The organism is Paenibacillus wynnii, assembly GCF_030812855.1.
In the GTDB taxonomy this organism is placed as follows: domain Bacteria; phylum Bacillota; class Bacilli; order Paenibacillales; family Paenibacillaceae; genus Paenibacillus_AQ; species Paenibacillus_AQ wynnii_A.
Map to the genome: position 1 here is coordinate 67,060 of NZ_JAUSTK010000019.1, position 23,121 is coordinate 90,180.

The following is a 23,121-nucleotide window of genomic DNA, read 5'->3' on the forward strand; positions in this document are numbered from 1 at the left end:
AATTCCATACCCTGTTGGGCTAAAATGATTAAAATGTACGTTAACGAAGGATCTGGTCAATAAAATCTTCGGTCTCAGCGATCGCCTGCTCCAATTGGGGAGTTGTACCCGCAAAAGGATGGACTGAATTGAAGGTGTGATTGCCCCCGGGAATTTGAATCCAGTTAATATCCGGTCTTACGGATATTAGCTGCTCCGATCCCTGTCGTAGATGTGAGCCATCCAGACTTCCCTGAATAAGGACAGCAGGAAAGGTGGAGGCTTTCATCCGTTTGAGGATATTATAACGCTCCTGCTGAGCCTCAAGATCCTCCAGAATGAGGTTATCGAGTGGCATTTGCTGGCCGGTACGGCCGTTAAGAACAAAGGCACGACCCTTTTCTCTCATATCCCGTTTCTGTTCTTCGGTGAACAAATCCAAGTCAGTTATACCATTCCATGAGATAACTCCAGATATCTCATCGGGATGATCAAGCGCGTAAATAAGACAATCGCCGGCTCCGCGACTATGTCCCAGCAAAAATAGGGGGAGCCCGCCGAACTTCGGATGTTGGCTGAGATAGGACAGCAGAACTTCCAAATCCTTCAGTTCACGGTGATAGGTGTTGCGCGCGAATTTCTCAAGCTCGGTGAAGGTTTCGAGATCTTCTCCGATTCCGGCGTGTGAGAAGTTGAAGGATATGACCTCGTGTTCCCGGCTTAGGGAGGCAGCGGCGTGTGGGAACATTCCCCAGTCTTTGAACCCTTTATAACCGTGCGCAATAACGATAAGGCTCTTGGCTTTGTTGTGTGCAGGGAAATGCGAACAGCGTAGGACAGCATCCGCTCCGGCAGGTATTTCAAAATTGCGGTGCATCTAAGGTTCCCCTCTCATACATAGTCGTACATTTACTGATATATTTGTATTAACCATCCTGTTATAGGTGCAAGATAGACTTCCACGGCGTTTTCTTTTAAGATAGCAGAAAGTATCTTGAAAGACTACAATTTTTATGGTCCTATTATACCATTTTCCAAAAAAGTTAAGGGAATATATGTTCTTAAGGGGTGTGCAGGTTTGATTTACGGAATAGGACATGACGTACTGGAAATTGAACGAATCTCAGCGCTTATGGATGGACGCCTGAGGGATAAATTTATAGAACGCATACTCACTGCTCGGGAGATAGAACTTAGTCACTGCCGCGGACGGAAGCTGCCGGAGTATGTAGCAGGTCGTTTCTCGGCGAAGGAAGCGATTGTTAAGGCTCTAGGCTGCGGGATCGGGAGTACACTTGGGTTCACAGATATTGAGATTATGCCGGACGTATTTGGCAAGCCCGAAGTGCTGTTATCCTCAGAGGCTTGGTCTAGATTGAAGCTTCCGGAAGGGTGGAACTATAAGATTCATCTTACAATAACACATGAACGACGCTTGGCTTCAGCTTTTGCCGTAGTGGAGCAGCAGTCGTAACAATAGAACGCTGTCGTTTCGGAAGAAGAAGCGTTACGGTGAATAGGGAAGGGGCTAGGAGAGTAATTATGACACAGCAAGAGCATCAGGAACAGCAGGAGTCCAAGTTATTTTTCAGCCATCATTTGCTGGAATGGTACCATCAGCAGAAGCGGGATTTGCCATGGCGCCGTCATCGTAACCCTTATTATATTTGGGTGTCGGAAATCATGCTTCAGCAGACGAGAGTGGATACGGTCATTCCGTATTTCCACCGTTTTATTGAACGTTTCCCTACGGTAGAGGCACTGGCAGACGCTCCGGAAGAGGATGTGCTCAAGTGCTGGGAGGGGTTGGGTTATTATTCCCGCGCCCGTAATTTACAGCATGCGGCCAGACAGGTGAAAGAGCAGTACGGCGGGAACGTTCCTAATGATCGGGATGCCGTATTTAGTCTTAAGGGAGTAGGCCCCTACACCGCAGGAGCCATTCTCAGCATAGCCTTCAACCGACCTGAGCCGGCAGTGGACGGTAACGTTATGCGAGTCCTGTCCCGGTACTTTCTAATGGAGGATGATATCGCCAAGGGCCCCACCCGAATCAAAATGGAGCGCCTGGCAGCCGAGCTGATCCCGGAGGGAGCGGCTTCACACTTCAACCAGGCGCTGATGGAGCTTGGGGCGCTCGTCTGCACGCCGAAATCGCCGAGATGTCTTACCTGCCCGGTGATGGAGCATTGCGCCGGGCGGCTTGCGGGCTGCGAGACCTCGCTGCCCGTCAAGACCAAGGCCAAGCCGCCGCGCCCGGAGGAGCGGCTTGCGGCCCTGATCGAGGGCCGCGGTGCCCACGCGGGCCGAGTGCTCATCCGGCAGCGGCCATCGAGCGGGCTTTTAGCCCGCATGTGGGAGCTGCCGCATTGGCCGGCGCCGTCTGCGGAAGGCGCCGCTCCAGGCGCGCGGCTGGCCGATGCCGCGGCGCAGGACCGGCTGCGCCGGTCCCTGGTGAAGGCCGGGATCTCTGCCCGGCCTTCAGAGCACTGGATGGCTGCTGAGCATACATTCAGCCATATTGTTTGGACCCTGCAGGTGTATCGCTGCAGGGAGGAGGAGGGGCTGCCGCTGCCAATGTCATTGGCGGCAGAAGGCCTGACGGTGTACCGGGCGGAAGCCGCAGCGGCGGTGACCGCATATTCTCTAGATGGCGCCGATGCCAATGGCGCAGGGACAGCCTCGTTTGATGTAGGCGAGGCCGGGATGGCTCTGTCCCGTGGTGCAGACTTGGAAAGTGTACTCATGACCGATAGCATCGTCCCCCTAGAGGTAGAAGTCTTTGCTGATGGAACAGAGAATCCGGAAGACAGGGGGGCCGTACGCTGGATTAACCGTGAAGATATGGCGCGTTATGCATTCCCGAATGTTTTTCTGAAGCTGCTGAATAGTTACTTTGATGAACAAGAGGGAAGAAAAGAGTAGCTTTAACGTAAAGTGCTTATCGGCTTATTAATATAGTTGCACAATGTGCAATTAAATCCCATATTTCCCACTCAATCCCCAAAATAGTTGTGCTTAGTACACTTAAATCCACTGAATGCTGCCTAAAAGCGCCTAATCCTCATTTATAGATGTATAAACTGCAACTATCTTGAACATTTGAGGAAATGGAAGACGAATAAGTGTACAAAGTGCAATTAAGTAACATTCATCTCGTGAAATCAGCAACCTATCTATACAGCTCAATCAAACGCGCCAGCACAACCCATCATATCCAACAAATCAATAATTCAGCGTACCAGCAACCTAGCTATACAGCGCATATATGGATCCAGCTAGCAGTAATCAAAACGCTCCAGCGCGTCCACTTATCCAACAAATCAATATGGGAGCAGGAGGTTGGGGCAGGAGATAGAAGCAGGAAGTTGGGGCAGGAGGTGGAGCAAGTTGTATTCCTGACTCCCCGTAAAGTAGAAATATACCAAAAAAACTCCGTGCCCCTTCTGGGTTACGGAGTTTTTGTATATGGGAATGTCACGTAGCGTTCAGTTGCCCATATGCGGAGTTGTTGGAAATTCCTCTACAAAAGAAGCCCCCAAGCCAAATGGACTGGAGGCATCGTCATTTAATTAAAAGTTACCTTATTTGGAGCTTTCGTAACGTTTGCCTACTTCTTCCCAGTTCACTACGTTCCAGAACGCCTTGATATAATCAGGACGTTTGTTTTGGTAGTTCAGGTAGTAAGCATGCTCCCATACATCCAGTCCAAGAAGCGGCGTTGCACCATCGCTGATTGGGTTGTCCTGGTTAGGAGTGCTTGTTACAGCCAACTTGCCGTCTTTGATTACGAGCCAAGCCCAGCCACTGCCGAAGCGTGTGGTAGCTGCTGTGCCGAAATCTTCCTTGAATTTGTCAAAGCCGCCCAGCTCACTATCAATTGCTGCCGCCAATGCGCCAGTAGGTGCACCGCCGCCGTTCGGTCCGATAACTTCCCAGAAAAGGGTGTGGTTAGCGTGTCCGCCACCGTTATTGCGAACTGCGGTACGGATAGCTTCCGGTACTGCGTTTAGGTCTGTAAGAAGTTCTTCAATGCTTTTGTCTTGCAATTCGGGTGCCTTTTCCAGTGCGGCGTTCAGGTTAGTCACATATGCGTTATGGTGTCTGTCGTGATGAATCTCCATCGTTAATGCATCGATGTGCGGTTCGAGAGCGTTGTTCGGATAAGGAAGTGATGGTAATTGAAATGCCATGGAAAAATCCCTCCTGAGTTTAGTTGAATTTTTAAGGTTATTTCCAATATAACCTATTGGATATGTACCCATCTGACTACTATCATTAAACCGTATCTGGAACAATATTGCAACATTAAACAAACTATTGTGTTTAAAAAGTGTGACTGAAAGAAAGGTTTGATTTCATTTGTAAAGGCAGTGTTAACACTGAAGGATATCCTGTTTTACAATTATTTATGCAACTTTTTTACCTTATATAGAAATCATTTCTAGCAATATAATGTAAACGCTTAATATCAAGCGCTTTCATAAGAAAAGTCGTGATATCACGAGAAAAGTATGCTTTAATAGATTTAAAAGCAGGTATTCCTCGTTTTTTGATGCTTTTTTCGTCTCCACATTGTTATGGGAAATCCTTCTTTTTGTAAAATTATAAGCCATAGAAAAGGGAGATTTTAAAGAATGCACGTTCGTTCCTTTCAATTAAGCGACGTTAGTCCAGTGACTGAACTGCTGCAGACCGCATTATCCGAAGAATGTTTCGCGAGTACAATGGAGCCTTTCTCCAGACAGCTTTCATGGGATTCTGATCTCATCGTAGTTGCAGAAGAAGAAGGAGAGATTGTAGGTACGTTAATTGGTACGATTGAGCAGAATCACGGTTGTTATTTCCGTATCGCCGTCCACCCCGATTTTCGCCGCAGAGGAATCGGTAGAAGCCTCGTAACAGCCATGGAGAATCGTTTTCAGGCTCGTAAAGTCAAAGGTATTTTTGTAGCTGTCGACGAGCATAATGCCGCCGCTCTACCGTTGTATGAAGCAATGGGGTATGATGAGAATCAAATCTTCAAGTCTGTACGGAAGCTAAGCATTGTTGGGTAAGCATATTGTTGCTGTGCCGTGCGTAAGCGAAATCATTTTAAAGTATAGAGATCGATAGAGACTGAATAGTCTGTTCCATTATATTAAGCATATCTTCTGGTGAGCCGTTGCAAATGGCTGGAAGATATGCTTTTCTATTGTTATGCGGTTGTTATACGATTGTTTTGATTAATGGGACTAGAGGGTGAAATATGAGCGACAATCTTGAAGAAGAATACCTGCGCAGCCGACAGCAGAAATATAAGCCATCCCGAAATAAAAGATCACAGTCCTCACAAGGGAAGCGATGGATAGTGGAACTTAAAGACTGGATACTAACCGCGCTTGTGGTGTTTGTCATCATGTCCTTGCTTAATATATTTGTATTTAATATATCTACGGTTAAAGGTCAGTCCATGCAGCCTACGTTATGGGAAGGCGAGAAGTTGTTCATCAATAAAATTACGCTGTCGTTCGCGAACCCCAAGCGAGGGGATATCATTGTTCTGCACGATCCCAGTACTGGAATGAACCGGAAAGAGTATCTGGTGAAAAGAGTGATCGGCATACCTGGAGATGTGGTAGAGGTTCGGGATCACCTATTGTATGTTAACGGGAAAGTTAAGGTGGAGCCGTATATTGATACGGCCATTCAGGATTCTGATTTTGCTCCTATAACCATTGATGCGGACAGTTTTTTCATCATGGGCGATAACCGACACGCAGGTGCAAGCAAGGATAGCCGGTATTTTGGTTTTGTTACGAAGGATATTATTGTGGGAAGAGCTGCCTTTATATGGTGGCCATTCTCAAAATTAAATGCATTATAGATTATTACTAAAAGGGAGAGGGCGGAAATGAACCTATTCAATCAGTCATCCATTGCTCCCCCGGCTTCCAAGTGGGACAAGCTAAAATCTGAGATTAAGGCTGCTGCATCGGCACTCGGTATTGATGATATCGGGTTTGCAACTGCGGAGCCGTTTCTTTACTTAAAAACAATTCTGCAGGATCATCGGGATAAGGGCTATGAGTCCGGGTTCGAAGAGCCTGATCTAGATAAAAGAACGATACCCGCTCTGGAATCGGGAGAGGCCATGTCTATTATAGCCGTAGCTGTAGCCTATCCTTCCAAAATGGAAAATCCCCCTAAATCGGAGCCGGGCGAGCGAAGAGGGATTATGGCTCGTGCATCATGGGGGCAGGATTATCATCATGTGCTGCGTGAGGCCTTGGGGAAGTTGGAAGCCTTCATTCGTGAGCGAGTGCCTGGTGCGGTGCTGGAGAGTATGGTGGATACGGGGGTACTTGTGGATCGGGCGGTGGCAGAGCGTGCCGGAATAGGCTTCAGCGGTAAAAATTGCTCGATCATCTCACCACATTATGGCTCATGGATCTATCTTGGGGAGATGGTTACGAATATTCCATTCGCCCCTGATACTCCTGTGCAGGAGGGGTGCGGAGACTGTACAAAGTGCATTGATGCATGTCCTACCGGAGCTTTGGTGGGTCCGGGACAGCTTAATGCTCAGGCTTGTATCTCATATCTCACCCAAACAAAGGGCTTTCTAAGTGATGACTACATGACGAAGATCGGCAATCGGTTATACGGTTGTGATACTTGCCAGATTGTCTGTCCGCATAACCGGGGCAAGAACTGGGATCATCGTCCGGAGCTGTTACCCGATCCTGAGATTGCGAAGCCATTGCTGCTGCCCATTCTTGACCTTAGCAACCGTGAGTTCAAGGAAAAGTTCGGGAGCAGCTCGGCTGCATGGAGGGGGAAAAAGCCTATCCAGCGCAATGCAATTATTGGTCTGGGCAACTTTAAAGAGAAAGCAGCTATCCCTAAATTGCGGGAAATATTGCTAAAGGAACCTCGTCCCGAAATGCGCGGTACTGCCGCCTGGTCACTGGGGCGAATCGGGGGTTCGGAGGCATTGGCTGCTGTTAAGCAGGGGCTGGAGCAAGAGGATCATGAAACCGTATTGGAAATGCTGCATAAGGCAGAGGACAAATTACTCAGTTCCCAACCGTAAGGAAGGGGATTTGCCAATTGCTGTCCAGTTCTTGAAATGCTATGATAGATTCGCACGCCTTGGGCGTAGCAGACAATAGAGCATAGAGGTGGACTTTAGATGGATATCGCAATACCTATTATTACGTTGGTCGTTGGACTTCTGGGCGGGTTTTTCATCGGTGTATATTACCTGCGCAGACAAATGACAACGATGCAGAATGATCCTGAAATGCTTCAAAAGGTTGCCAAACAAATGGGCTATAACCTGAACGGCAAGCAAATGCAACGCGCTCAGCAAATGATGAAGAATCAGAATCCGGGACGTGCTCCGGGTGCTGGTAAAGGGCAAAACCGTAAGGGGAAGTAAACAGGCCCGGTATAGATAGAGGTTAAATAAGGGTCCGGAAGGGGGAAGTTTCATGGGGGGCGTCAACGAATGCGTAAACGGCAAGGTTTCTGATAACCGTGAAAAGATCGAGTATCATGTTGGAAAGATATTAGAGCTGATCGGAGAGGACACCGGTCGCGAAGGACTGCTGGAAACACCGGCGCGTGTTACACGTATGTACGAGGAGATATTCGGAGGATATTCTGTAGATCCCCGAGAGGCGCTTGGCGTCACTTTTGATGAATCTCATGAAGAATTGGTGATCGTTAAGGACATTGTGTACTACAGTCAATGTGAACATCACATGGCCCCTTTCTTCGGTAAAGTGCATATCGGTTATATTCCAAGCGGGCGGATCGCTGGGCTTAGCAAGCTGGCCCGTCTGGTAGAAGCGGTGAGTCGCCGCCTGCAGGTACAGGAACGTATCACGGCACAAATCGCAGATATTATGACCGAGGTGCTACACCCACATGGTGTTATGGTTGTTGTAGAGGGAGAACATCTGTGCATGTGTGCTCGTGGAGTGAAGAAATATGGAAGTAAGACAGTAACGCTTGCGACCAGAGGGACCTTCCGCGAGGACGCAGCCGCCCGTGCTGAGTTTCTGGCACTGATTAAGGAATAAATGATTTACCCATAGAACCGACCTCAGGGACTCCTCCGAGGTCGGTTTTTTGATGAATGGAGGTTAAAAGGGTTCCCACATCAGCCTGCTTGCTTGTGTATACCGCTTGGATACATAAGGCCAATTAACAACCTTCCACCAATCTTTAATGTAATTAGCACGATTATTCTGATGCTTCAGATAATAAGCATGCTCCCATACATCTAGGGTTAATAAAGGTACAACGTCCCATTGCGATAAATTCTGATGTTTTTCTGCCGTTAGTATTTCAAGTCTTCGGCTACGGGGACTCCATACAAGGATGGCCCAGCCGCCCCCTTCAACCTTGTTCGCGGCTTCGCTGAACTGCTGCTTGAAGCTGTCATAGCTTCCGAAGCTGCTGTCCAAAGCCTCTAGAAGAGCCCCAGTTGGTCGTCCACCTCCTAAAGGGGATAATATGTTCCAGAAGATCGTGTGTAGGTAATGCCCGGCTCCATGGAAGGCCAGTTCCCGCTCCCAGTGCTTGACGAGATCATAATTTTCGGTCTTACGCGCTTCTGCCAGCTCTACCTCAGCCTTGTTCAATCCATCAACGTAGCTCTGGTGATGCTTATCATGATGAATTCTCATGGTCTTTTCGTCGATATAGGGCTCCAGTGCGTTATAGGGATAAGGAAGCGGAGGTAAGCGGTGGCCCCCGATCGGCACGGATTGCTGGCTGTAGACTTCTGAAAGAGTAACGGCGGAGGGCAGTCCGGCTTCGGTTTGTGTGTTGTCAGCTGGGGTAGTACCTCGCACTTCATGGCGCAGAAGACCCGGGGAGCCGAGCCCTGCCAGAACACCAATGAAATACTCGGATTCACGTATGATATGCAGCAGGACGGTTACGGCTAGCGGTATTTCATTGACTGCAGCGCTAGCCTCCATGACGGCATACAATTGTCTTATGAATTCGTGTGATTGGTTGCAGGATATGTGCAGTAAATGTTCTATTTTGGCCTCTGTTATCTCTGAGTTGGGCATGGAGGGGGTAAGTGCAGTATTCAGCATTGACCGGGCAGCCTCTTCGGTTGCACTGAAGACAACGGCCCATTCATCAAGCAACTTCACATAGGGTTCTTCAAGATTGGGAATAATCGCTTTAATAACAGCGGTATGTTCCGTTTCTTGGTTTTTCCAAAAGACAATCTCCTCTAGAACCCTTATAGGCATCAACGGCCCGTATACATATAGCATCTCATACAGTCCTCCCATGATTAGTAATCATCAGTCATTTATATGACCGGGAGTCTAAGGTTATGAAAACAGCCCCTTCCCGGGTGGTTTTCCTGGGAAGAGGCTGTCTGTTAGATAAGATGAACTTAAGATATTAACTTATGGCTCAGGCGTCACTACCGTGAAGATTTGGACTTCCGGCCGCTGTTGTAGTAAGACTTTCTTCGATTTAACCCGCTTTTAGCGGTTGAAATCCGGATACAGCTTATGCTTTCGAAGCTAGCTTTCCTACGGAAAGCTTTCGGGCGGTCGCTATCGCTCCTACAGTTCCAAATTTCCCTTTCGTTCCTTTTCGCTATTTGTTATTTTCTTTTCGGCTCAACACCAAAATCAGTGCTTGACAGGTGACGAGAAAGACAGAAATCCGTTACGCCCAGTAGAGGGTTTTCTCCCTCTATTTCTGCACCCGGAAGCGTCAGTAAAATAGATGTATTTTATACACTTATTTCTAGCTTTTAGCGCTCGGATGTATGGATAGATGTACTTTGTGCAACTAAAAACACGAATAGACCGGTTAAACCCCGGAATACCCAAAAATAAGTGTATAAAGTGCAATTAAACCCCCTAAAGTGTGCTAAGGGAGAAATATAATTGTAAGTTGTGCAACTATATAAATTGAAACCCATGTAGGTAGACGATTTGCCGTATTTGTCGCGGATACCCGAGGAGCTACTTCTACTCTCATACACAAACTTCTTGACGCTACCGTCCGCAACCCGGATTCTGCTACCTGTAATACGTAGTTGCCCCAAACCCGGTGAAACATCAGGTGAAGTTAGATCGAAATCGTTCCCGGCACAGTGACGTAAACGGAAAATCAAGCACTGATTTCGAGAAAGAGCCTTCTTTTCTTCAGCTTATATAGATAAGAACATCACTTGGCCGCCTGAACATTGCCAAGAAATGCGGATACGCGCCGCAGATATTCACGCGGATGTTCACGGAATAGCAGTTCATGGTGGCTGCCCTCGATAATCCAGGACTCAGAATAGGGATGGGTCTGATTCGCAGCCAGCTCCTCGGCGATCGGGTAAGGAGCTTTCTCATCCTTAGTTCCGTGCAGGAACAGAACTGGAAACGGGTAATCCTTGGATTTGACCTTTGCATAAGGAATTTGATCTAACCCGGTACCGTTCAGTACCGGAAAGATCAGCTCCATGATTTCAAGGGAAGGCTGACGCGGCAGATCGATGTTTTGCTTAATATTGTGATACAGTGTATCCGGCTCGAGCAAGAAGGTGCTGTCGAGTATCATCGCATCAATGTCCTTAGTGACCAGGCCAGCTTGGAGCGCGGTTCCTGCGCCCATCGAGAAGCCCCATACTACAATTTCTTTGGCTCCGCGCTCCTTGGCAAATTGAATCGCGCCAAGTAGCTGCTGGGATTCCTTTTTGCCTCCGGTAGCCAGATCCTTGTTCGTCTGGGAAGCGAATGCATAATCGAACATCACCACATTGAAATTAAGACGGTGGGCATAATGGGCCAGATCATACATCGGTACCCAGGTTTCCTCACGATTGGCGCCATATCCATGGCTGAACACGATGGTTTTGGTGGCACCCTTTGCCGGGATATACCAGCCCTGCATGTTACGGCTGCCGTCTAGCGCCCGAAAAGATACATCCTCATATTGCAGACCCTTGGCTAGGGCCGGGTTAGAATACAGCGGGGCTACTGTCGGGTTGGACAACACCCACGCAATATAAGCGTGCAATGAAATAAAGCAGAATACAAAGAAGAAAAATACCGATAGCAGCAGCGCTACTATAATATGTTTAAGTCGAATCCTCCCTAGGGGCAGCGTAGGATAAGTATCATCAGTATTAAGGTTAGCGGGTTTCCGGGAGACCGGTGTGCATGTGTGGGCAGTTACCAGATCCATAAGGTCCCCTCCTAATAGTTTATATAATTAATCGTATGTTCATGTCCTTACAAAGTCAATGAATTCGCCCCATTTGTAATGTAAATGTAAACTGGGACCCAAGCTTTTCCGTCCGCCGAATATACTGGACTTTTCGTTGACCTTTGCACTAATATGATTATATGAAATAATGTAACCGTGTTTCATTTGATGAAACAATGAAGGGGAGATCGTTGTGGAGGACCGGAAACTAACGGTACGCGCTGTAGAACGGGCGCTGGATATATTGCTATGTTTTACACGGGAAAGCGATCTGGGATTAACAGAGATCGCTTCGCAAATTGGACTACATAAGAGTACTGTGCACAGGCTGCTTACCACACTGGAGGAGAAGGGGTTCCTCATCCGCAATCCGGCAACGGAGAAGTATCGGTTGGGTATTCGCATCTGGGAGCTGTCAACGCATCTCCCGGCCTTTGATGAACCTGCTACATTGCTGCTGCCTGCTATGGAACGGCTGCGGGACCGGCTTGGCGAGACGGTTAGTCTATATCTGCGTGATGGAACCGAAAGGGTACGCATTCAGGCTGTCCAGAGCCAACAGGCCATACGGCGTGTTGCACAGATCGGTGCAAGGCTTCCTTTATCTGTAGGAGCATCAAGCAAGGTACTGGCAGCTTATGCTCCTCCTGAGGTGCAGAAGGCATTGCTGGAAGGACCGGATTGGCCTTCAACTGTAGATCGAACTGGCTATGCTAAGCAGTTGAAAGAGATCACGAGGCTGGGGTATGCGACCAGTCTTGAGGAACGGGAGCCCGGTGCCGCTGCTGTAGCTGTACCTATTGTCGGTCGCAGCGGAAATGTAGTGGCTGCGTTGTCACTTTCGGGTCCGGTTAGCCGTCTTTCGAAGGAGACGCTGATTGACTATGCTGCTGTGCTGATGGAGGCTGCGGGTGAAATGGGTATGATGATTCCATAATTCTTAATCTGCTGATAGATAACAAATAGCCCTCGAACCTTCCGGGCAGGAAGAGTCGAGGGCTATAATACGTCCCTGAGCAGGGAACAGGTTGAAATTGTATTAATCTACAGGTAATGCTTCTGTTGTAGAAGTGGCATCCGCCAACATTTGGCGCAGTACCGTTTGTAGGATACCGCCGTTCCGGTAGTAATCAATATCCACCGTGCTGTCAAGCCGTGCGATCACGGGGAAGTCGAACTTCGTACCGTCTTCGCGGGTGGCAGTGACGGTCAACTCTTGACTTGGCAGGACATTGTTGTCCAAGCCGGTAATGTCAAAGGACTCACGACCGGTAAGACCGAGACTGCTCCAGCCATGACCTTCCTGGAATTGCAGTGGAAGAACACCCATGCCTACGAGATTACTGCGGTGGATCCGTTCGAAGCTCTCAGCGATGACCGCCTTAACGCCCAGCAGGAGAGTACCCTTAGCAGCCCAGTCACGCGAACTGCCCGTACCGTATTCTTTACCGGCAATTACGACGAGATTTTGGCCGGCGGCTTGGTACAGCATGGAAGCATCATAGATCGACATTACTTCCTCACTCGGCAGGAAGGTGGTAACTCCGCCTTCTGTGCCTGGAGCAACGGCGTTACGAATCCGGATATTGGCGAACGTACCACGCATCATGACCTCATGATTACCGCGGCGTGAGCCGTAGGAATTGAAATCTGCACGCTCTACGCCATGATCACGTAGATATTCGCCGGCTGGACCGGAGGCAGAGATATTACCGGCTGGCGAAATATGATCCGTTGTAACCGAATCAGCCAGAAGTGCCAATACACGCGAGTTACTGATATTTTCGATATCACCTAGACCATCTGCAAGATTCTCGAAGAATGGCGGGTTCTGAATGTAAGTAGAATTGTCATCCCACTCGTACAGCTCGCCTTCAGGTACAGGAATGGAATTCCAGCGCTCATTGGCGGTGAATACATTCTCGTATTTGCGGCGGAACATTTCCGGGCTGAGGGATTGGCCGATAGCTTCACGAATTTCAGCAGAGGACGGCCAGATGTCTTTTAGGAAGACAGGTTCTCCCTGTGGATCAAATCCGAGCGGTTCCGTCTGCAAATCGATATCTACAGTACCTGCCAATGCATAAGCAACGACAAGCGGCGGAGAAGCAAGATAGTTGGCCTTAACCTGAGCATGAACACGGCCTTCGAAGTTCCGGTTACCGGAAATTACAGCGGCTACTGTCATGTCATTGTCGATAATGGCCTGACTAACTTCATCCGGAAGCGGACCGGAGTTACCAATACAAGTAGCACATCCGTAGCCAGCCACGTAGAATCCTAAGGCTTCAAGAGGTTTAAGCAAATTGGCTTTTTCCAAGTACTCTGTTACAACAAGGGATCCCGGAGTCAAACTGCTCTTCACATAACCTGGTTTGGTAAGTCCGCGTTCAACGGCTTTTTTAGCTAGTAGTCCGGCACCTAGCATTACACTTGGATTAGAGGTGTTCGTACAACTCGTAATCGCCGCAATAACAACTGCACCTGTGCGCAGCTTGCTTGAGCTGCCATTTTTATGTTGAATGTCTACGGTTTGGGCAATTTTCTCATCACTAAGGCCATAGCCACCCTTATCTACAGGTGTACGAATGATGCCCTCGAAGTTCTCCTTCATATGGGTCAGTTCGATCCGGTCCTGAGGACGTTTCGGTCCTGCCAAGCTCGGTACGACCGAAGCCAAGTCCAGCTCAATGAAGTCACTGAATTGCGGGTCAGGAGTATCGGAAGTGCGGAACATACCTTGAGCTTTATAATAGTTCTCTACCAAGGCTACCAGATCATCAGGACGCCCTGTGCTTCTTAGGTAGGCCAAGGTTTCATCATCTACAGGGAAGAATCCAATGGTTGCTCCGTATTCTGGAGCCATGTTGGCTACTGTAGCCCGATCTGCGAGGCTGATATTCGCGAGTCCCGGTCCGTAGAATTCTACGAATTTGCCAACCACACCTTTTTTACGCAGCATTTGGGTAACGGTCAGGGCCAAATCAGTCGCTGTAGCCCCTTCCATCAGGCTGCCGGTAAGCTTAAAGCCAACGACATCCGGTGTGACAAAGTACAACGGCTGTCCGAGCATGCCTGCTTCAGCTTCAATACCGCCTACACCCCAGCCAACCACACCAAGACCGTTAATCATAGTCGTGTGGGAGTCAGTTCCTACAAGGGAATCCGGGTAAACGACTGTTTCGCCGTCAACGGTTTTGGTAGTGGCAACGGAAGCTAAATACTCCAGATTCACCTGGTGAACGATACCGGTGGAAGGAGGGACTGCACGGAAGTTATTAAATGCTGTCTGCGCCCAGCGCAGGAAGCGGTAGCGTTCTTCATTACGTTCAAACTCAACATTAATGTTGAAATCCAAAGCATCAGCGGTACCAAAGGCATCAACCATTACAGAGTGGTCAATAACGAGATCAACCGGTACAAGCGGGTTAATCTTCTTCGGATCGCCGCCTGCTTTTTTAACGGTATCACGCATAGCTGCAAGATCTACGACTACCGGTACACCCGTGAAATCCTGCAGGACTATACGAGCCGGGATAAAAGGGATTTCCTTGTTGCGGTCTGCATCGCCGGCCCATCCGGCCAGCTGTTTCACATGATCTTCTGTAATCGCGCGCCCATCGAACTGGCGGACTGCTGCTTCAAGCAGTACTTTAATGGAAAAAGGAAGAGATGTGATGTCCCCGAGGCCTTGTTCCTCAAGGGATTGAAGATCATAATAGCGGTAAGTCTTGCCGCCCGACTCCAGGGTGCGGGCCAGCGAGAAGTGGTCCTTGCTTGGCATAAATGCGCCTCCTTGTTTCATCTGTTGAAACTCCATTTCAAATTGCATCTACAATAATTATAACGTTTACAAAGAGGGGAGTAAAGTTTTTTTTCCTCTTAATTCGGCTGAAAGATGCGGATATTTAAGTGTAGTAATTCCCTCTCGATTCCATTCTATCTGTATAGCTCCATGATTGCCTTCATATACATAGGACAGCAGCCAAACCGGAGAGAAGGGCGGAACTAATTATGGAGCAACAGTGGAAACAGTGTCTTTATCTGTACGTGGATCAAATCAATAGAGGGCGGGTGGAGCCGCGGACAGAGTTTAGGCATACAGCCGTGAATGATCCACGCTTTTTAATGGAGCAAGGGGAGCGGAGCAGACGACTGGAAGAGTGGTATGATGCCAGAGATATCAAGCCTCTGCGCGGTGAGACGGGAGTAAAAATCTTGAGGGTTGTAAGACAGACTCCTTCAGAGGTGATTGCTGAAATATCACTGCATAGTGCCCTTTTTTATGAAAAAGGAGGCATTACACACCGGGAGGATATGGTAAATTCAGAACGGCTAACCTTCGTGCACGAAGGGAAGGCGTGGGAGATTGCCGCTGTGGAACGCGCTGTTCCTGAACGTCAAGTCGTCCGTAGGCCTGCCGCGGATACCTTCAAAATAATTACCGACTGGGATAATGAACCGATGCCGCTTCCGCAGCCGCTACTTAACCGGAGCTTATTGGGAGGCATTTCCGGTAATCGGGAGGTTCTTTACAACCGCCAGGCCGCTGCAGCTTATGCTGACCGCTGGTGGCAGGAAGGGAATCCGGAATTTGAGACTTTTGCCGTGGATTGCACGAATTATGTCTCCCAATGTCTCTTTGCAGGGGGAGCACCTATCAACTATACTGGTAAAAGAGAAACGGGCTGGTGGTATAAAGGTTATACCGGAAAGCAGGAATGGTGGAGCTTCAGTTGGACTGTATCAGACAGTCTGGAGCGTTATTTAAGCACAGGCCGAAGCAGTGGTTTGCGCGCAGAAGTTGTAGAGCGTCCTGAACAGCTTATGCTGGGTGATGTCATTCAATACGATTGGGACGGGAATGGTCAGTACCAACACAGTACGATTGTTACGGCCCTGGATGCAGGCGGAATGCCGCTGGTTAATGCACATACGGTCAGCAGCCGTCACCGGTATTGGGATTATCGTGATTCCTATGCGTGGAACGACAGAACCGTATACCGTTTTTTTCATATTCATGACTATTTATAATTCAGAAAGAGGTTAATGGCATGGGGAACCCAAAACTAACCGTAGGACTTACGTACGGCGGCAAATCCGGAGAACATGAAGTATCGCTTCAGACGGCTTTTGCAGTTATGAACGCTTTTGACTACGATAAATACGAGATTGTACCTTTTTATATTACTAAGTTGGGACTTTGGAAGGTTGGAAAGACTCTGTCTGCACCGTTTAGCCGGATAGAAGAGCTCAAACTTGCTGACGCTCCAGAAGATATGGGAACTGCCCTTAATGCAGTATTCAGCGGATTGTCCGGCGGGGAAAAAGCAGTAGATGTAATGTTCCCTCTTTTACATGGTACCAATGGTGAGGACGGAACCATCCAAGGATTATTCGAAATGGCGAATATCCCATACGTTGGTGCAGGGGTTCTTGCTTCGGCGGCTGGCATGGATAAGGTAGTTATGAAGAAGCTGTTCGCTGAGGCTGGGCTGGATCAGTGCCTGTATTGTTACTTCAGTATTAGCGCATGGAAACGCCAAGGCCATGACTTGATAACTAGCGTGGAGGATAAGCTGGGTTATCCGGTATTCGTGAAGCCGGCCAATCTGGGCTCCAGTGTGGGTATTTCCAAGGCGGTTGATAAGGAAAGCCTAATCAAAGCTGTTGAATTCGCCTTCAAATATGATACAAAAGTTATTATTGAGGAATTCGTGGACGCACGTGAACTAGAGGTTAGTGTCTTAGGCAATGATGAGCCTGAAGCTTCTGTTCCGGGTGAAATCGTCACTTCTGGTGAATATTACGATTATGCTGCAAAATATATTGATGGAAAATCGCAAATGCTTATTCCGGCTCCGGTTGACTGTGAGGTTGCTGACCACCTGAGGGAATCGGCATTAACAGCTTTTAGAGCTATAGAGGGTAGCGGAATTACACGTGCAGATTTCTTTATGCGCAAGTCTGACGGCAGAATATTGATCAATGAAGTCAATACCATGCCGGGCTTCACACCTTTCAGCATGTATCCTCTGTTGTGGCGAGAAACGGGCCTCTCTTACAAAGCACTGCTGGATCGTATGATAGAGCTTGCTCTAGAGCGTTATGAATTCAAACAAAGCCTGAAGTACGACAACGAGCAATAAGGGGCTAATAGGGAGATTATCCCGGCCGGAAAGGAGAGAAATGATGGGCTTTCAAACAGAATTTAATTCGGTGTGCAAATTCAAGAATGAGCAGGAGCTTTACGAACTGCTGGAGTATGGGCGCTGCAAGATGGTTAAGACAGGATTTCGCGTCTTTCCAACCGGGCAAAAGGTAATCGCCTATACGCTGGATAATGTTGCTGTAGCTATAGTCAAAATCTCTGCGTCTATCGCAGAGATTAATTTTCAAGGTCATGAGATTACTGCTGTAGAAATGGAGCTTGTTCGCAAGCTTACGGAGGAAGAGTCGCGGGTACAAACCGCCTTAGCCTTTGAAATGTTTTTTGGAGAAGAAAAGTGATTGTCCGATTTGGATACGTGGCCATGTCGACGGTCATCCCGGACTGCTCCCCATCCAAGACCATGACAATGGCCTCCTTCAACAAAATAGGTGACCGTGAGGCGGCAATAAGACGGCTGGAGAGTATCGGCCGAGTGAATCTGCATAATACTCTTCGTCTGCTTAAGCATAACGTTGGGTCTGATATTAAGGTGTACCGCCTCACCTCCAAGCTGATTCCGCTGGCTACGCATCCTGATTTGCAGGACTGGGATCCCTTTGCGGCACTGGCAGATGCATTTCAGGAAGTAGGCAGCTTTATCAGAAAGCATGGGATTAGAGTCTCCTTCCATCCTGATCATTTTACGGTCCTTAGTACTCCGCGACCGGAAGTTCTGGCCAGCTCTATTCGTGATTTACAACATCATACCCAGATGCTCAAAGCGCTGGACTTGCCGTCTACAGCTAAGAATAACATCCATATCGGGGGCGCTTATGGGGACAAGCCTTCGGCAGCGGCCCGTTTTCATGAGCAATTCGGCAATCTTCCCTTGGAATTGCGGGAACGAATCACACTGGAGAATGATGACAAGACTTTCAACGCGCCTGAGACACTGGCGGTATGCCAGAGACTAGGGCTGCCAATGGTCCTCGATATCCATCATCAGTGGGTGAACAATGAGGGAGAGCTGCCTTGGGAATTATGGGAGGATATACAGAAGACCTGGCAGAGTCCGCTCGCCTTAACGGGTGTCGGCCCCGGAGAGCTCCTGCCCCCCAAGATTCATGTCTCCAGCCCTCGCAGTCCTACTGACCCCCGCAGTCATGCTGATGGAGTAGAGCCGGCGCCGCTCCTAGCTTTTCTTAGACGGATTGCTGCATCTACTCCGGCCGTTGATGTGATGATTGAGGCCAAAGCGAAGGATGGCGCACTGTTTGGGCTGATGGAGGCCATGAAAGAGCTGGCAGAGGTAGGTAATGGAATTACTTTGTTAGATGGAGCCAGCGTTAATATTGATCCGTAAACTGGAATAAACATGGGGATTAGTTACGAATGCTCCACTTGATATGTATCCTGAAATAGGGTACGTTGGATGAAACTTTAGCACCCAAAGCTTTCGGTAGGAAAGCTCACTTCGAAAGCATTGGCTAAGAACACAAGCTTAAGCAAATCTTTTCAAAGGAGTTTATCACATGGAAGAGATGTTAACCGGAAAAAACATCGTGGTTATGGGCGTGGCGAATGATCGCAGCATTGCTTGGGCCATTGCCCACAGCTTGTCAGATCAAGGCACACCTAGCTTTTACATACGAGAATGAACGGGTAGAAAGCCGCGTCCGCAAGCTAGCGGAAACACCCCCCGGGCACTGTTATCCTGCCATGTGACGTAACGGTTGATAATGATTTTGATGCCTTAGGCAGCAGAGCTTGAGGAACGCTTTGGTGTGCTGCACGGTATAGTGCATAGTATCGCTTTTGCCAAAGGTGAAGTACTATGACATTCATGGGGTCGGAACGAGTAATACGTAACTACAACGTTATGGGAGTCGCCAAAGCCGCACTTGAAACATCGGTTCGTTATCTGGCAAGTGATGTTGGACCGGACAATATTCGTGTCAATGCCATTTCGGCTGGGCCGATTCGTACGATACGGCGATATCCCTGATGGGCCATCTGTCTCACGGTATTACTGGAGAAGTTATCTATGTTGATGGGGGATATCATATCATCGGTGGTTAACGTTCATGCCAAGTAAAGACCGTGCAGGGAGCGCGGTTAGCTTATTACGACGACTACGTACAAGAAAGCGAAGTGAAGATATGAATCCAATCAATCCTACAAATCCAAATGGCCGAACCGAACGGGAGCCTTATGTTGTTTCAGGCAAAGGACATACAGCAGTGGCAATTAATGCTGCTGCCAAGGCTGGAGAATGGATCAAAAGCAGACAGGGCCAGGTGAAGGACCTTGGAACCAAAACCTCCGCTCAAGACCTGGTGACAGAGGTGGATAAAGGTGTAGAGCAGATGATCCGCAGACTCGTGCTTACGCATTATCCAGATCATACCTTTCTGGGAGAAGAAAGCGTTGAGCCGGGAGCGGCAGCAGCCACTGCAGCTCTGGAAGAAGCACGGGTGAATGAATATATGTGGATCGTTGATCCAGTGGATGGAACCACAAATTTCGTACACGGGTTTCCGTTCTACTGTGTATCGATTGCGTTGGTTGTTCGCGGAGAAATCACTGTCGGTGTCATTTATGACCCTACAAGGGATGAAATGTTTGTAGCCGAAAAAGGCAAGGGAGCCTATATGCACGGCATACCTACCGCTGTCTCAGGGGAGACTAATCTTTCTGACAGTCTGATCGCTATGGGATTTCCACCGGATCGTGAATTTGCGCAACCGGTGAATATGGCGGGTCTCCAAAGCATCCTTCCTCAAGTACGCGGCGTTCGCGCCGGCGGCTCGGCAGCCCTGCACCTAGCTTATGTAGCAGCTGGTCGGGTGGATGGCTATTGGGAAGTGGGACTCAACCCATGGGATTGTGCTGCAGGTGTCCTGCTCGTATTGGAATCTGGAGGTAAGGTTAGCGATACGCGGGGACGTCCGTATGATATTGGAACGCGTCATATCGTAGCCAGTAATGGTAAAATCCATGAGGGTCTGGTATCCTCCCTTACATCCGCTGATGCGACCGGATATACGCTTTAAGGAGGGCGACCTGCGATGAGTGAGAATAATGATTTGGAACGCAAATTAAGCGATATCTTGACCGAAGGTGAAATGGATCAGGGAGATCGTAAAGCTCAGGAAATTCGTGAAATTTCGCCGAAATATGAAATTCGTATTCAGACCACCCTGGATCCCATTGTGGAGGAAACTCTTCGGTACCGGAAGATCGGCCGTGAGCTGGATGACCGTTACGATAAATATATGGATCGGGCGGAGAAAAGTTCTAACCTGGAAGGCGGCTCTACAGCTAAAGGGGATAAAGCATAATCCGGCAGTACTGAATAAGTAAGTATTCAAAAGAGCGGTTTCTCCATAGCGGGAAACCGCTCTTTTGTGCAGCCTGAGGTAATGATAGAATGGGTTCATAACATTTAAGGGGGAGTATGATGCTGAACGCATTGAAAAGAATTATTGCAGTCGGAACAAGCGGCCTTCTGCTGTTCTCTGCACTGATTGTCACAGGAGGCGGAACCATAAATGCGGCGGGAGTTGCAGGGGACTCAGGACAGGATGTCTTTAACATCGTGGCTCTAGGCGACTCCATTACCGCAGGCTATGAGCCTGGAATGACTGACCCCAATACGAAGCCTTACGGTTATGCAGAAAGATTGCTAGAGCAGGGCTGGTACCACGGTAGAGCCTCGCTAACAAATTACGGCATCCTGGGTTTGACTACAGCCGGGCTGCGTAATTACACAGGGGCGATTGCTACAGGCGCAGCGATTACACCTGAAGGAATTCAAGCGGGATTGCTGGACCCTCGGATCACTCAATTCGCGGGGCAGACTGTCCAGATCGGGACAGAGCTGAAGGTGGCTGATCTAATTACCATTACTATTGGTGGTAATGATGTGAGCAGTCTATTCTTGAAGGTCAAGGAGATCACAGATGTAGACTTTCAATCCCAGCTGGAGCAACGTCTTACCGATTACACAACGAATGTAACAGCTGTGCTTGAGAATATCCGGGTAGTGAATCCGCAAGCGACTATTATTTTGGCAGATCAATATCAGCCTGCCCCGGGGATTGCCTTGGGTCCTAACTATGGCCAACTAATGACTGCCGCTGGTCGCATGACGACCACAGTGGAAAGTGTTGCTGCAAGCATAAACCGTGAGGGGGCACCTGTCCGCGTGGCACATGTGGCCGAACGTTTTGCGGGCATAGAGGGCTCATTAACACATATTATCGGTATAGGAAAAGCAGACTTTCATCCGACTCAGCTTGGTTATGAGAAGATTGCCAGAGTGTTCGCAGAGCTTCAATGGGGGGAATACCGTTCACCGGCTGTAGCTGTAATGACTCCATCATCTGCACCTATGTCAATTGTTGTAAAAGGAATAGAGTTAAATACACCGAATAAGCCGATCCTTAAAAACGGGCAGAACTTCTTAGCTCTGAAGGATGTTCTGAACGCAGTGGGCGCAACCGGCAAGTGGGATAACAAAACATCCAGTGCTACGATCATATATGGCGGCAGAACCGTTGTTATCACGATAGGCGCCAAGAATATTAAAGTGAACGGACAGAATGTTGCGATTGACACACCCGCTTTTCTACAGAAGGTTGGCAAAGAAGATAAAACATATTTACCTTTAGCAGCACTAGCAACTGGACTAGGGTTTGATGTGAAATATAGCGGGCAGTTGCGAACGGCCTTCATAAATCCTTAATACTATGTATTATTAATGCGGGTAACAGTCTCTTAGAAAAGGTGGATGAAACGCTTGTCTAGTTCTAAATACAATGCTAACTATGTGATTACGATGGACGATATTATACGTGAGGGTCATCAAATTCTTCGAGCCGTTGCAGAGCCAGTTCAGCTGCCGTTGTCAGAGGAGGTGCAAGGGACGCTCCAGTGTATGATGCAATTCCTGAAAAACAGCCAAAATCCAGAGGCCGCCGCCAAGTATAAGCTGCGCTCTGGAGTGGGATTATCGGCCAATCAGATAGGATTACAGCAACGTATGTTTACCCTCTACCTAACGGACGAGAAGGGGAGAATCTTGGAACACGCACTGGTTAATCCGAAGATTATTAGCCACTCCTTATCCATGGTATATTTGCCGGAAAGCGAAGGCTGCCTATCGGTTGACCGGCCTGTTGAGGGGTTTGTGCCTCGGTATGAATCAGTAAAGGTAAAGGGCTATGATTACACCTCCGGTAAAGAGGTTGTACTGAAGTTCAAAGGCTACCCAGCCATTGTTATTCAGCATGAAATGGATCATCTCGACGGCATCATGTTCTACGATCGAATCAACACCGAGAATCCCTTCAAACTTCCGCAGGATGTAAATATCAGAAGCCTGTATGAACAAAAAGGCAAATAAAACTAAATAAGTGGTCAGCATTAAAAGGCTGTTATCCTAGATGAGGATAACAGCCTTTTTGCCTAATAATGTAGTGCATGGATATGGATACACAGTAGGCGTATTTTCGGCCTTTGTGGCGTGTCATGTATTCAGCGAACCAAAGGTAAGAATACACTAGAATCCGGCGAAGTGGCACCTTTCCGCGAATTCAAATGTAAAAATGCACTATAATGCGCCGCTGTGACACGTTTCGGCGGTAGTCAGTAAAATAGATGTATTTTAGAGTCAATTTCATAATTCCAAACCCTTGCTGGGACTGGTTTTTTTGAGCATAGAAAAAGGAGTACCTCCCCAAATTCTCGAAGATATAGGTGAC

Annotated in this window: 20 protein-coding genes and 2 pseudogenes; 17 read left to right on the plus strand and 5 right to left on the minus strand. The window is 48.4% G+C overall.

What is annotated here, in order from left to right; all coding sequences use genetic code 11:
• Positions 1-40: 40 nt before the first annotated feature.
• Positions 41-856: an alpha/beta hydrolase family protein gene (locus J2T20_RS17335; RefSeq protein ID WP_307590471.1), complete on the minus strand. Its 816-nt coding sequence runs from the start codon at positions 854-856 to the stop codon at positions 41-43.
• A 201-nt stretch (positions 857-1,057) separates the two neighbouring features.
• Between J2T20_RS17335 and acpS the strand changes: the two genes are divergently transcribed.
• Both acpS and mutY read left to right on the plus strand, forming a co-directional pair.
• Positions 1,058-1,453 (plus strand): holo-ACP synthase, encoded by a 396-nt coding sequence (gene acpS, locus J2T20_RS17340; protein WP_307590473.1) that lies wholly within the window; start codon positions 1,058-1,060, stop codon positions 1,451-1,453.
• A gap of 68 nt (positions 1,454-1,521) precedes the next feature.
• Positions 1,522-2,904, plus strand: a complete 1,383-nt coding sequence (gene mutY, locus J2T20_RS17345) for an A/G-specific adenine glycosylase (RefSeq protein WP_307590474.1) — start codon at positions 1,522-1,524, stop codon at positions 2,902-2,904.
• Between the two features lie 659 nt (positions 2,905-3,563).
• On the opposite strand, the gene J2T20_RS17350 is transcribed toward mutY, so the two are convergent.
• Positions 3,564-4,172, minus strand: coding sequence for a superoxide dismutase (locus J2T20_RS17350; RefSeq protein ID WP_307590476.1), 609 nt, complete (start codon positions 4,170-4,172; stop codon positions 3,564-3,566).
• Positions 4,173-4,616: 444 nt separating this feature from the next.
• Here J2T20_RS17350 and J2T20_RS17355 point away from each other — a divergent pair, with 444 nt between their 5' ends.
• The 5 genes and pseudogenes from J2T20_RS17355 (at position 4,617) to folE (ending at position 8,048) form a co-directional block, all read left to right on the plus strand.
• Positions 4,617-5,036, plus strand: coding sequence for a GNAT family N-acetyltransferase (locus tag J2T20_RS17355; protein ID WP_307590477.1), 420 nt, complete (start codon positions 4,617-4,619; stop codon positions 5,034-5,036).
• A gap of 191 nt (positions 5,037-5,227) precedes the next feature.
• The gene (gene lepB, locus J2T20_RS17360) at positions 5,228-5,845 is read left to right on the plus strand and encodes a signal peptidase I (RefSeq protein WP_307590479.1); all 618 of its coding nucleotides are present in this window, start codon (positions 5,228-5,230) and stop codon (positions 5,843-5,845) included.
• A gap of 27 nt (positions 5,846-5,872) precedes the next feature.
• Positions 5,873-7,048 (plus strand): annotated as a pseudogene (gene queG, locus J2T20_RS17365) (tRNA epoxyqueuosine(34) reductase QueG); the annotation flags it as partial.
• Between the two features lie 105 nt (positions 7,049-7,153).
• Positions 7,154-7,402, plus strand: coding sequence for a YneF family protein (locus J2T20_RS17370; protein ID WP_307590481.1), 249 nt, complete (start codon positions 7,154-7,156; stop codon positions 7,400-7,402).
• 52 nt (positions 7,403-7,454) lie between these two features.
• Entirely contained in the window at positions 7,455-8,048 is a 594-nt protein-coding gene (gene folE, locus J2T20_RS17375) for a GTP cyclohydrolase I FolE (RefSeq protein WP_307590483.1), read from the plus strand.
• 63 nt (positions 8,049-8,111) lie between these two features.
• On the opposite strand, the gene J2T20_RS17380 is transcribed toward folE, so the two are convergent.
• Together J2T20_RS17380 and J2T20_RS17385 are read right to left on the minus strand one after the other, a co-directional pair.
• Complete coding sequence (locus J2T20_RS17380) at positions 8,112-9,263, minus strand: Fe-Mn family superoxide dismutase (protein ID WP_307590485.1); 1,152 nt, start codon at positions 9,261-9,263, stop codon at positions 8,112-8,114.
• Positions 9,264-10,176: 913 nt separating this feature from the next.
• Positions 10,177-11,184, minus strand: a complete 1,008-nt coding sequence (locus tag J2T20_RS17385) for an alpha/beta hydrolase (RefSeq protein ID WP_307590487.1) — start codon at positions 11,182-11,184, stop codon at positions 10,177-10,179.
• 214 nt (positions 11,185-11,398) lie between these two features.
• On the opposite strand from J2T20_RS17385, the gene J2T20_RS17390 reads away from it, so the two are divergent.
• Positions 11,399-12,142, plus strand: a complete 744-nt coding sequence (locus tag J2T20_RS17390) for an IclR family transcriptional regulator (protein ID WP_307590489.1) — start codon at positions 11,399-11,401, stop codon at positions 12,140-12,142.
• A 102-nt stretch (positions 12,143-12,244) separates the two neighbouring features.
• Here J2T20_RS17390 and acnA read toward each other — a convergent pair whose 3' ends face one another.
• Positions 12,245-14,989 (minus strand): aconitate hydratase AcnA, encoded by a 2,745-nt coding sequence (gene acnA, locus J2T20_RS17395; protein WP_307590491.1) that lies wholly within the window; start codon positions 14,987-14,989, stop codon positions 12,245-12,247.
• Positions 14,990-15,216: 227 nt separating this feature from the next.
• On the opposite strand from acnA, the gene J2T20_RS17400 reads away from it, so the two are divergent.
• The 9 genes and pseudogenes from J2T20_RS17400 (at position 15,217) to def (ending at position 22,763) form a co-directional block, all read left to right on the plus strand.
• Entirely contained in the window at positions 15,217-16,239 is a 1,023-nt protein-coding gene (locus J2T20_RS17400) for an amidase domain-containing protein (protein WP_307590506.1), read from the plus strand.
• A gap of 20 nt (positions 16,240-16,259) precedes the next feature.
• A complete protein-coding gene (locus J2T20_RS17405) occupies positions 16,260-17,354 on the plus strand; it encodes a D-alanine--D-alanine ligase (RefSeq protein WP_307590493.1) in 1,095 nt (364 codons plus the stop codon).
• Positions 17,355-17,397: 43 nt separating this feature from the next.
• Positions 17,398-17,715: a hypothetical protein gene (locus tag J2T20_RS17410; RefSeq protein ID WP_307590508.1), complete on the plus strand. Its 318-nt coding sequence runs from the start codon at positions 17,398-17,400 to the stop codon at positions 17,713-17,715.
• Positions 17,712-18,719 (plus strand): UV DNA damage repair endonuclease UvsE, encoded by a 1,008-nt coding sequence (gene uvsE, locus J2T20_RS17415; RefSeq protein ID WP_307590494.1) that lies wholly within the window; start codon positions 17,712-17,714, stop codon positions 18,717-18,719. The genes J2T20_RS17410 and uvsE overlap by 4 nt, the downstream gene beginning before the upstream one ends.
• Before the next feature lie 169 nt (positions 18,720-18,888).
• Positions 18,889-19,435: pseudogene (locus tag J2T20_RS17420) on the plus strand (enoyl-ACP reductase FabI).
• A gap of 80 nt (positions 19,436-19,515) precedes the next feature.
• A complete protein-coding gene (locus J2T20_RS17425; RefSeq protein WP_307590510.1) occupies positions 19,516-20,409 on the plus strand; it encodes an inositol monophosphatase family protein in 894 nt (297 codons plus the stop codon).
• Between the two features lie 15 nt (positions 20,410-20,424).
• Positions 20,425-20,697 carry a hypothetical protein gene (locus tag J2T20_RS17430; RefSeq protein WP_307590496.1) on the plus strand — a complete coding sequence of 91 codons (273 nt, stop codon included), beginning with the start codon at positions 20,425-20,427 and terminating at the stop codon, positions 20,695-20,697.
• A gap of 116 nt (positions 20,698-20,813) precedes the next feature.
• Positions 20,814-22,103: a stalk domain-containing protein gene (locus tag J2T20_RS17435; RefSeq protein ID WP_307590498.1), complete on the plus strand. Its 1,290-nt coding sequence runs from the start codon at positions 20,814-20,816 to the stop codon at positions 22,101-22,103.
• Positions 22,104-22,148: 45 nt separating this feature from the next.
• Positions 22,149-22,763, plus strand: a complete 615-nt coding sequence (def, locus tag J2T20_RS17440; protein WP_307590500.1) for a peptide deformylase — start codon at positions 22,149-22,151, stop codon at positions 22,761-22,763.
• The last annotated feature ends 358 nt before the right edge of the window (positions 22,764-23,121 follow it).

Bases quoted from the DNA above. Each gene is read 5' to 3' on its own strand.
- J2T20_RS17335 (WP_307590471.1), bottom strand. From the start codon at position 856: ATGCACCGCAATTTTGAAATACCTGCCGGAGCGGATGCTGTCCTACGC.
- mutY (WP_307590474.1), top strand. From the start codon at position 1,522: ATGACACAGCAAGAGCATCAGGAACAGCAGGAGTCCAAGTTATTTTTC.
- J2T20_RS17350 (WP_307590476.1), bottom strand. From the start codon at position 4,172: ATGGCATTTCAATTACCATCACTTCCTTATCCGAACAACGCTCTCGAA.
- J2T20_RS17355 (WP_307590477.1), top strand. From the start codon at position 4,617: ATGCACGTTCGTTCCTTTCAATTAAGCGACGTTAGTCCAGTGACTGAA.
- lepB (WP_307590479.1), top strand. From the start codon at position 5,228: ATGAGCGACAATCTTGAAGAAGAATACCTGCGCAGCCGACAGCAGAAA.
- J2T20_RS17370 (WP_307590481.1), top strand. From the start codon at position 7,154: ATGGATATCGCAATACCTATTATTACGTTGGTCGTTGGACTTCTGGGC.
- folE (WP_307590483.1), top strand. From the start codon at position 7,455: ATGGGGGGCGTCAACGAATGCGTAAACGGCAAGGTTTCTGATAACCGT.
- J2T20_RS17380 (WP_307590485.1), bottom strand. From the start codon at position 9,263: ATGCTATATGTATACGGGCCGTTGATGCCTATAAGGGTTCTAGAGGAG.
- J2T20_RS17385 (WP_307590487.1), bottom strand. From the start codon at position 11,184: ATGGATCTGGTAACTGCCCACACATGCACACCGGTCTCCCGGAAACCC.
- acnA (WP_307590491.1), bottom strand. From the start codon at position 14,989: ATGCCAAGCAAGGACCACTTCTCGCTGGCCCGCACCCTGGAGTCGGGC.
- J2T20_RS17405 (WP_307590493.1), top strand. From the start codon at position 16,260: ATGGGGAACCCAAAACTAACCGTAGGACTTACGTACGGCGGCAAATCC.
- J2T20_RS17410 (WP_307590508.1), top strand. From the start codon at position 17,398: ATGGGCTTTCAAACAGAATTTAATTCGGTGTGCAAATTCAAGAATGAG.
- J2T20_RS17425 (WP_307590510.1), top strand. From the start codon at position 19,516: ATGAATCCAATCAATCCTACAAATCCAAATGGCCGAACCGAACGGGAG.
- J2T20_RS17430 (WP_307590496.1), top strand. From the start codon at position 20,425: ATGAGTGAGAATAATGATTTGGAACGCAAATTAAGCGATATCTTGACC.
- J2T20_RS17435 (WP_307590498.1), top strand. From the start codon at position 20,814: ATGATGCTGAACGCATTGAAAAGAATTATTGCAGTCGGAACAAGCGGC.
- def (WP_307590500.1), top strand. From the start codon at position 22,149: ATGAAACGCTTGTCTAGTTCTAAATACAATGCTAACTATGTGATTACG.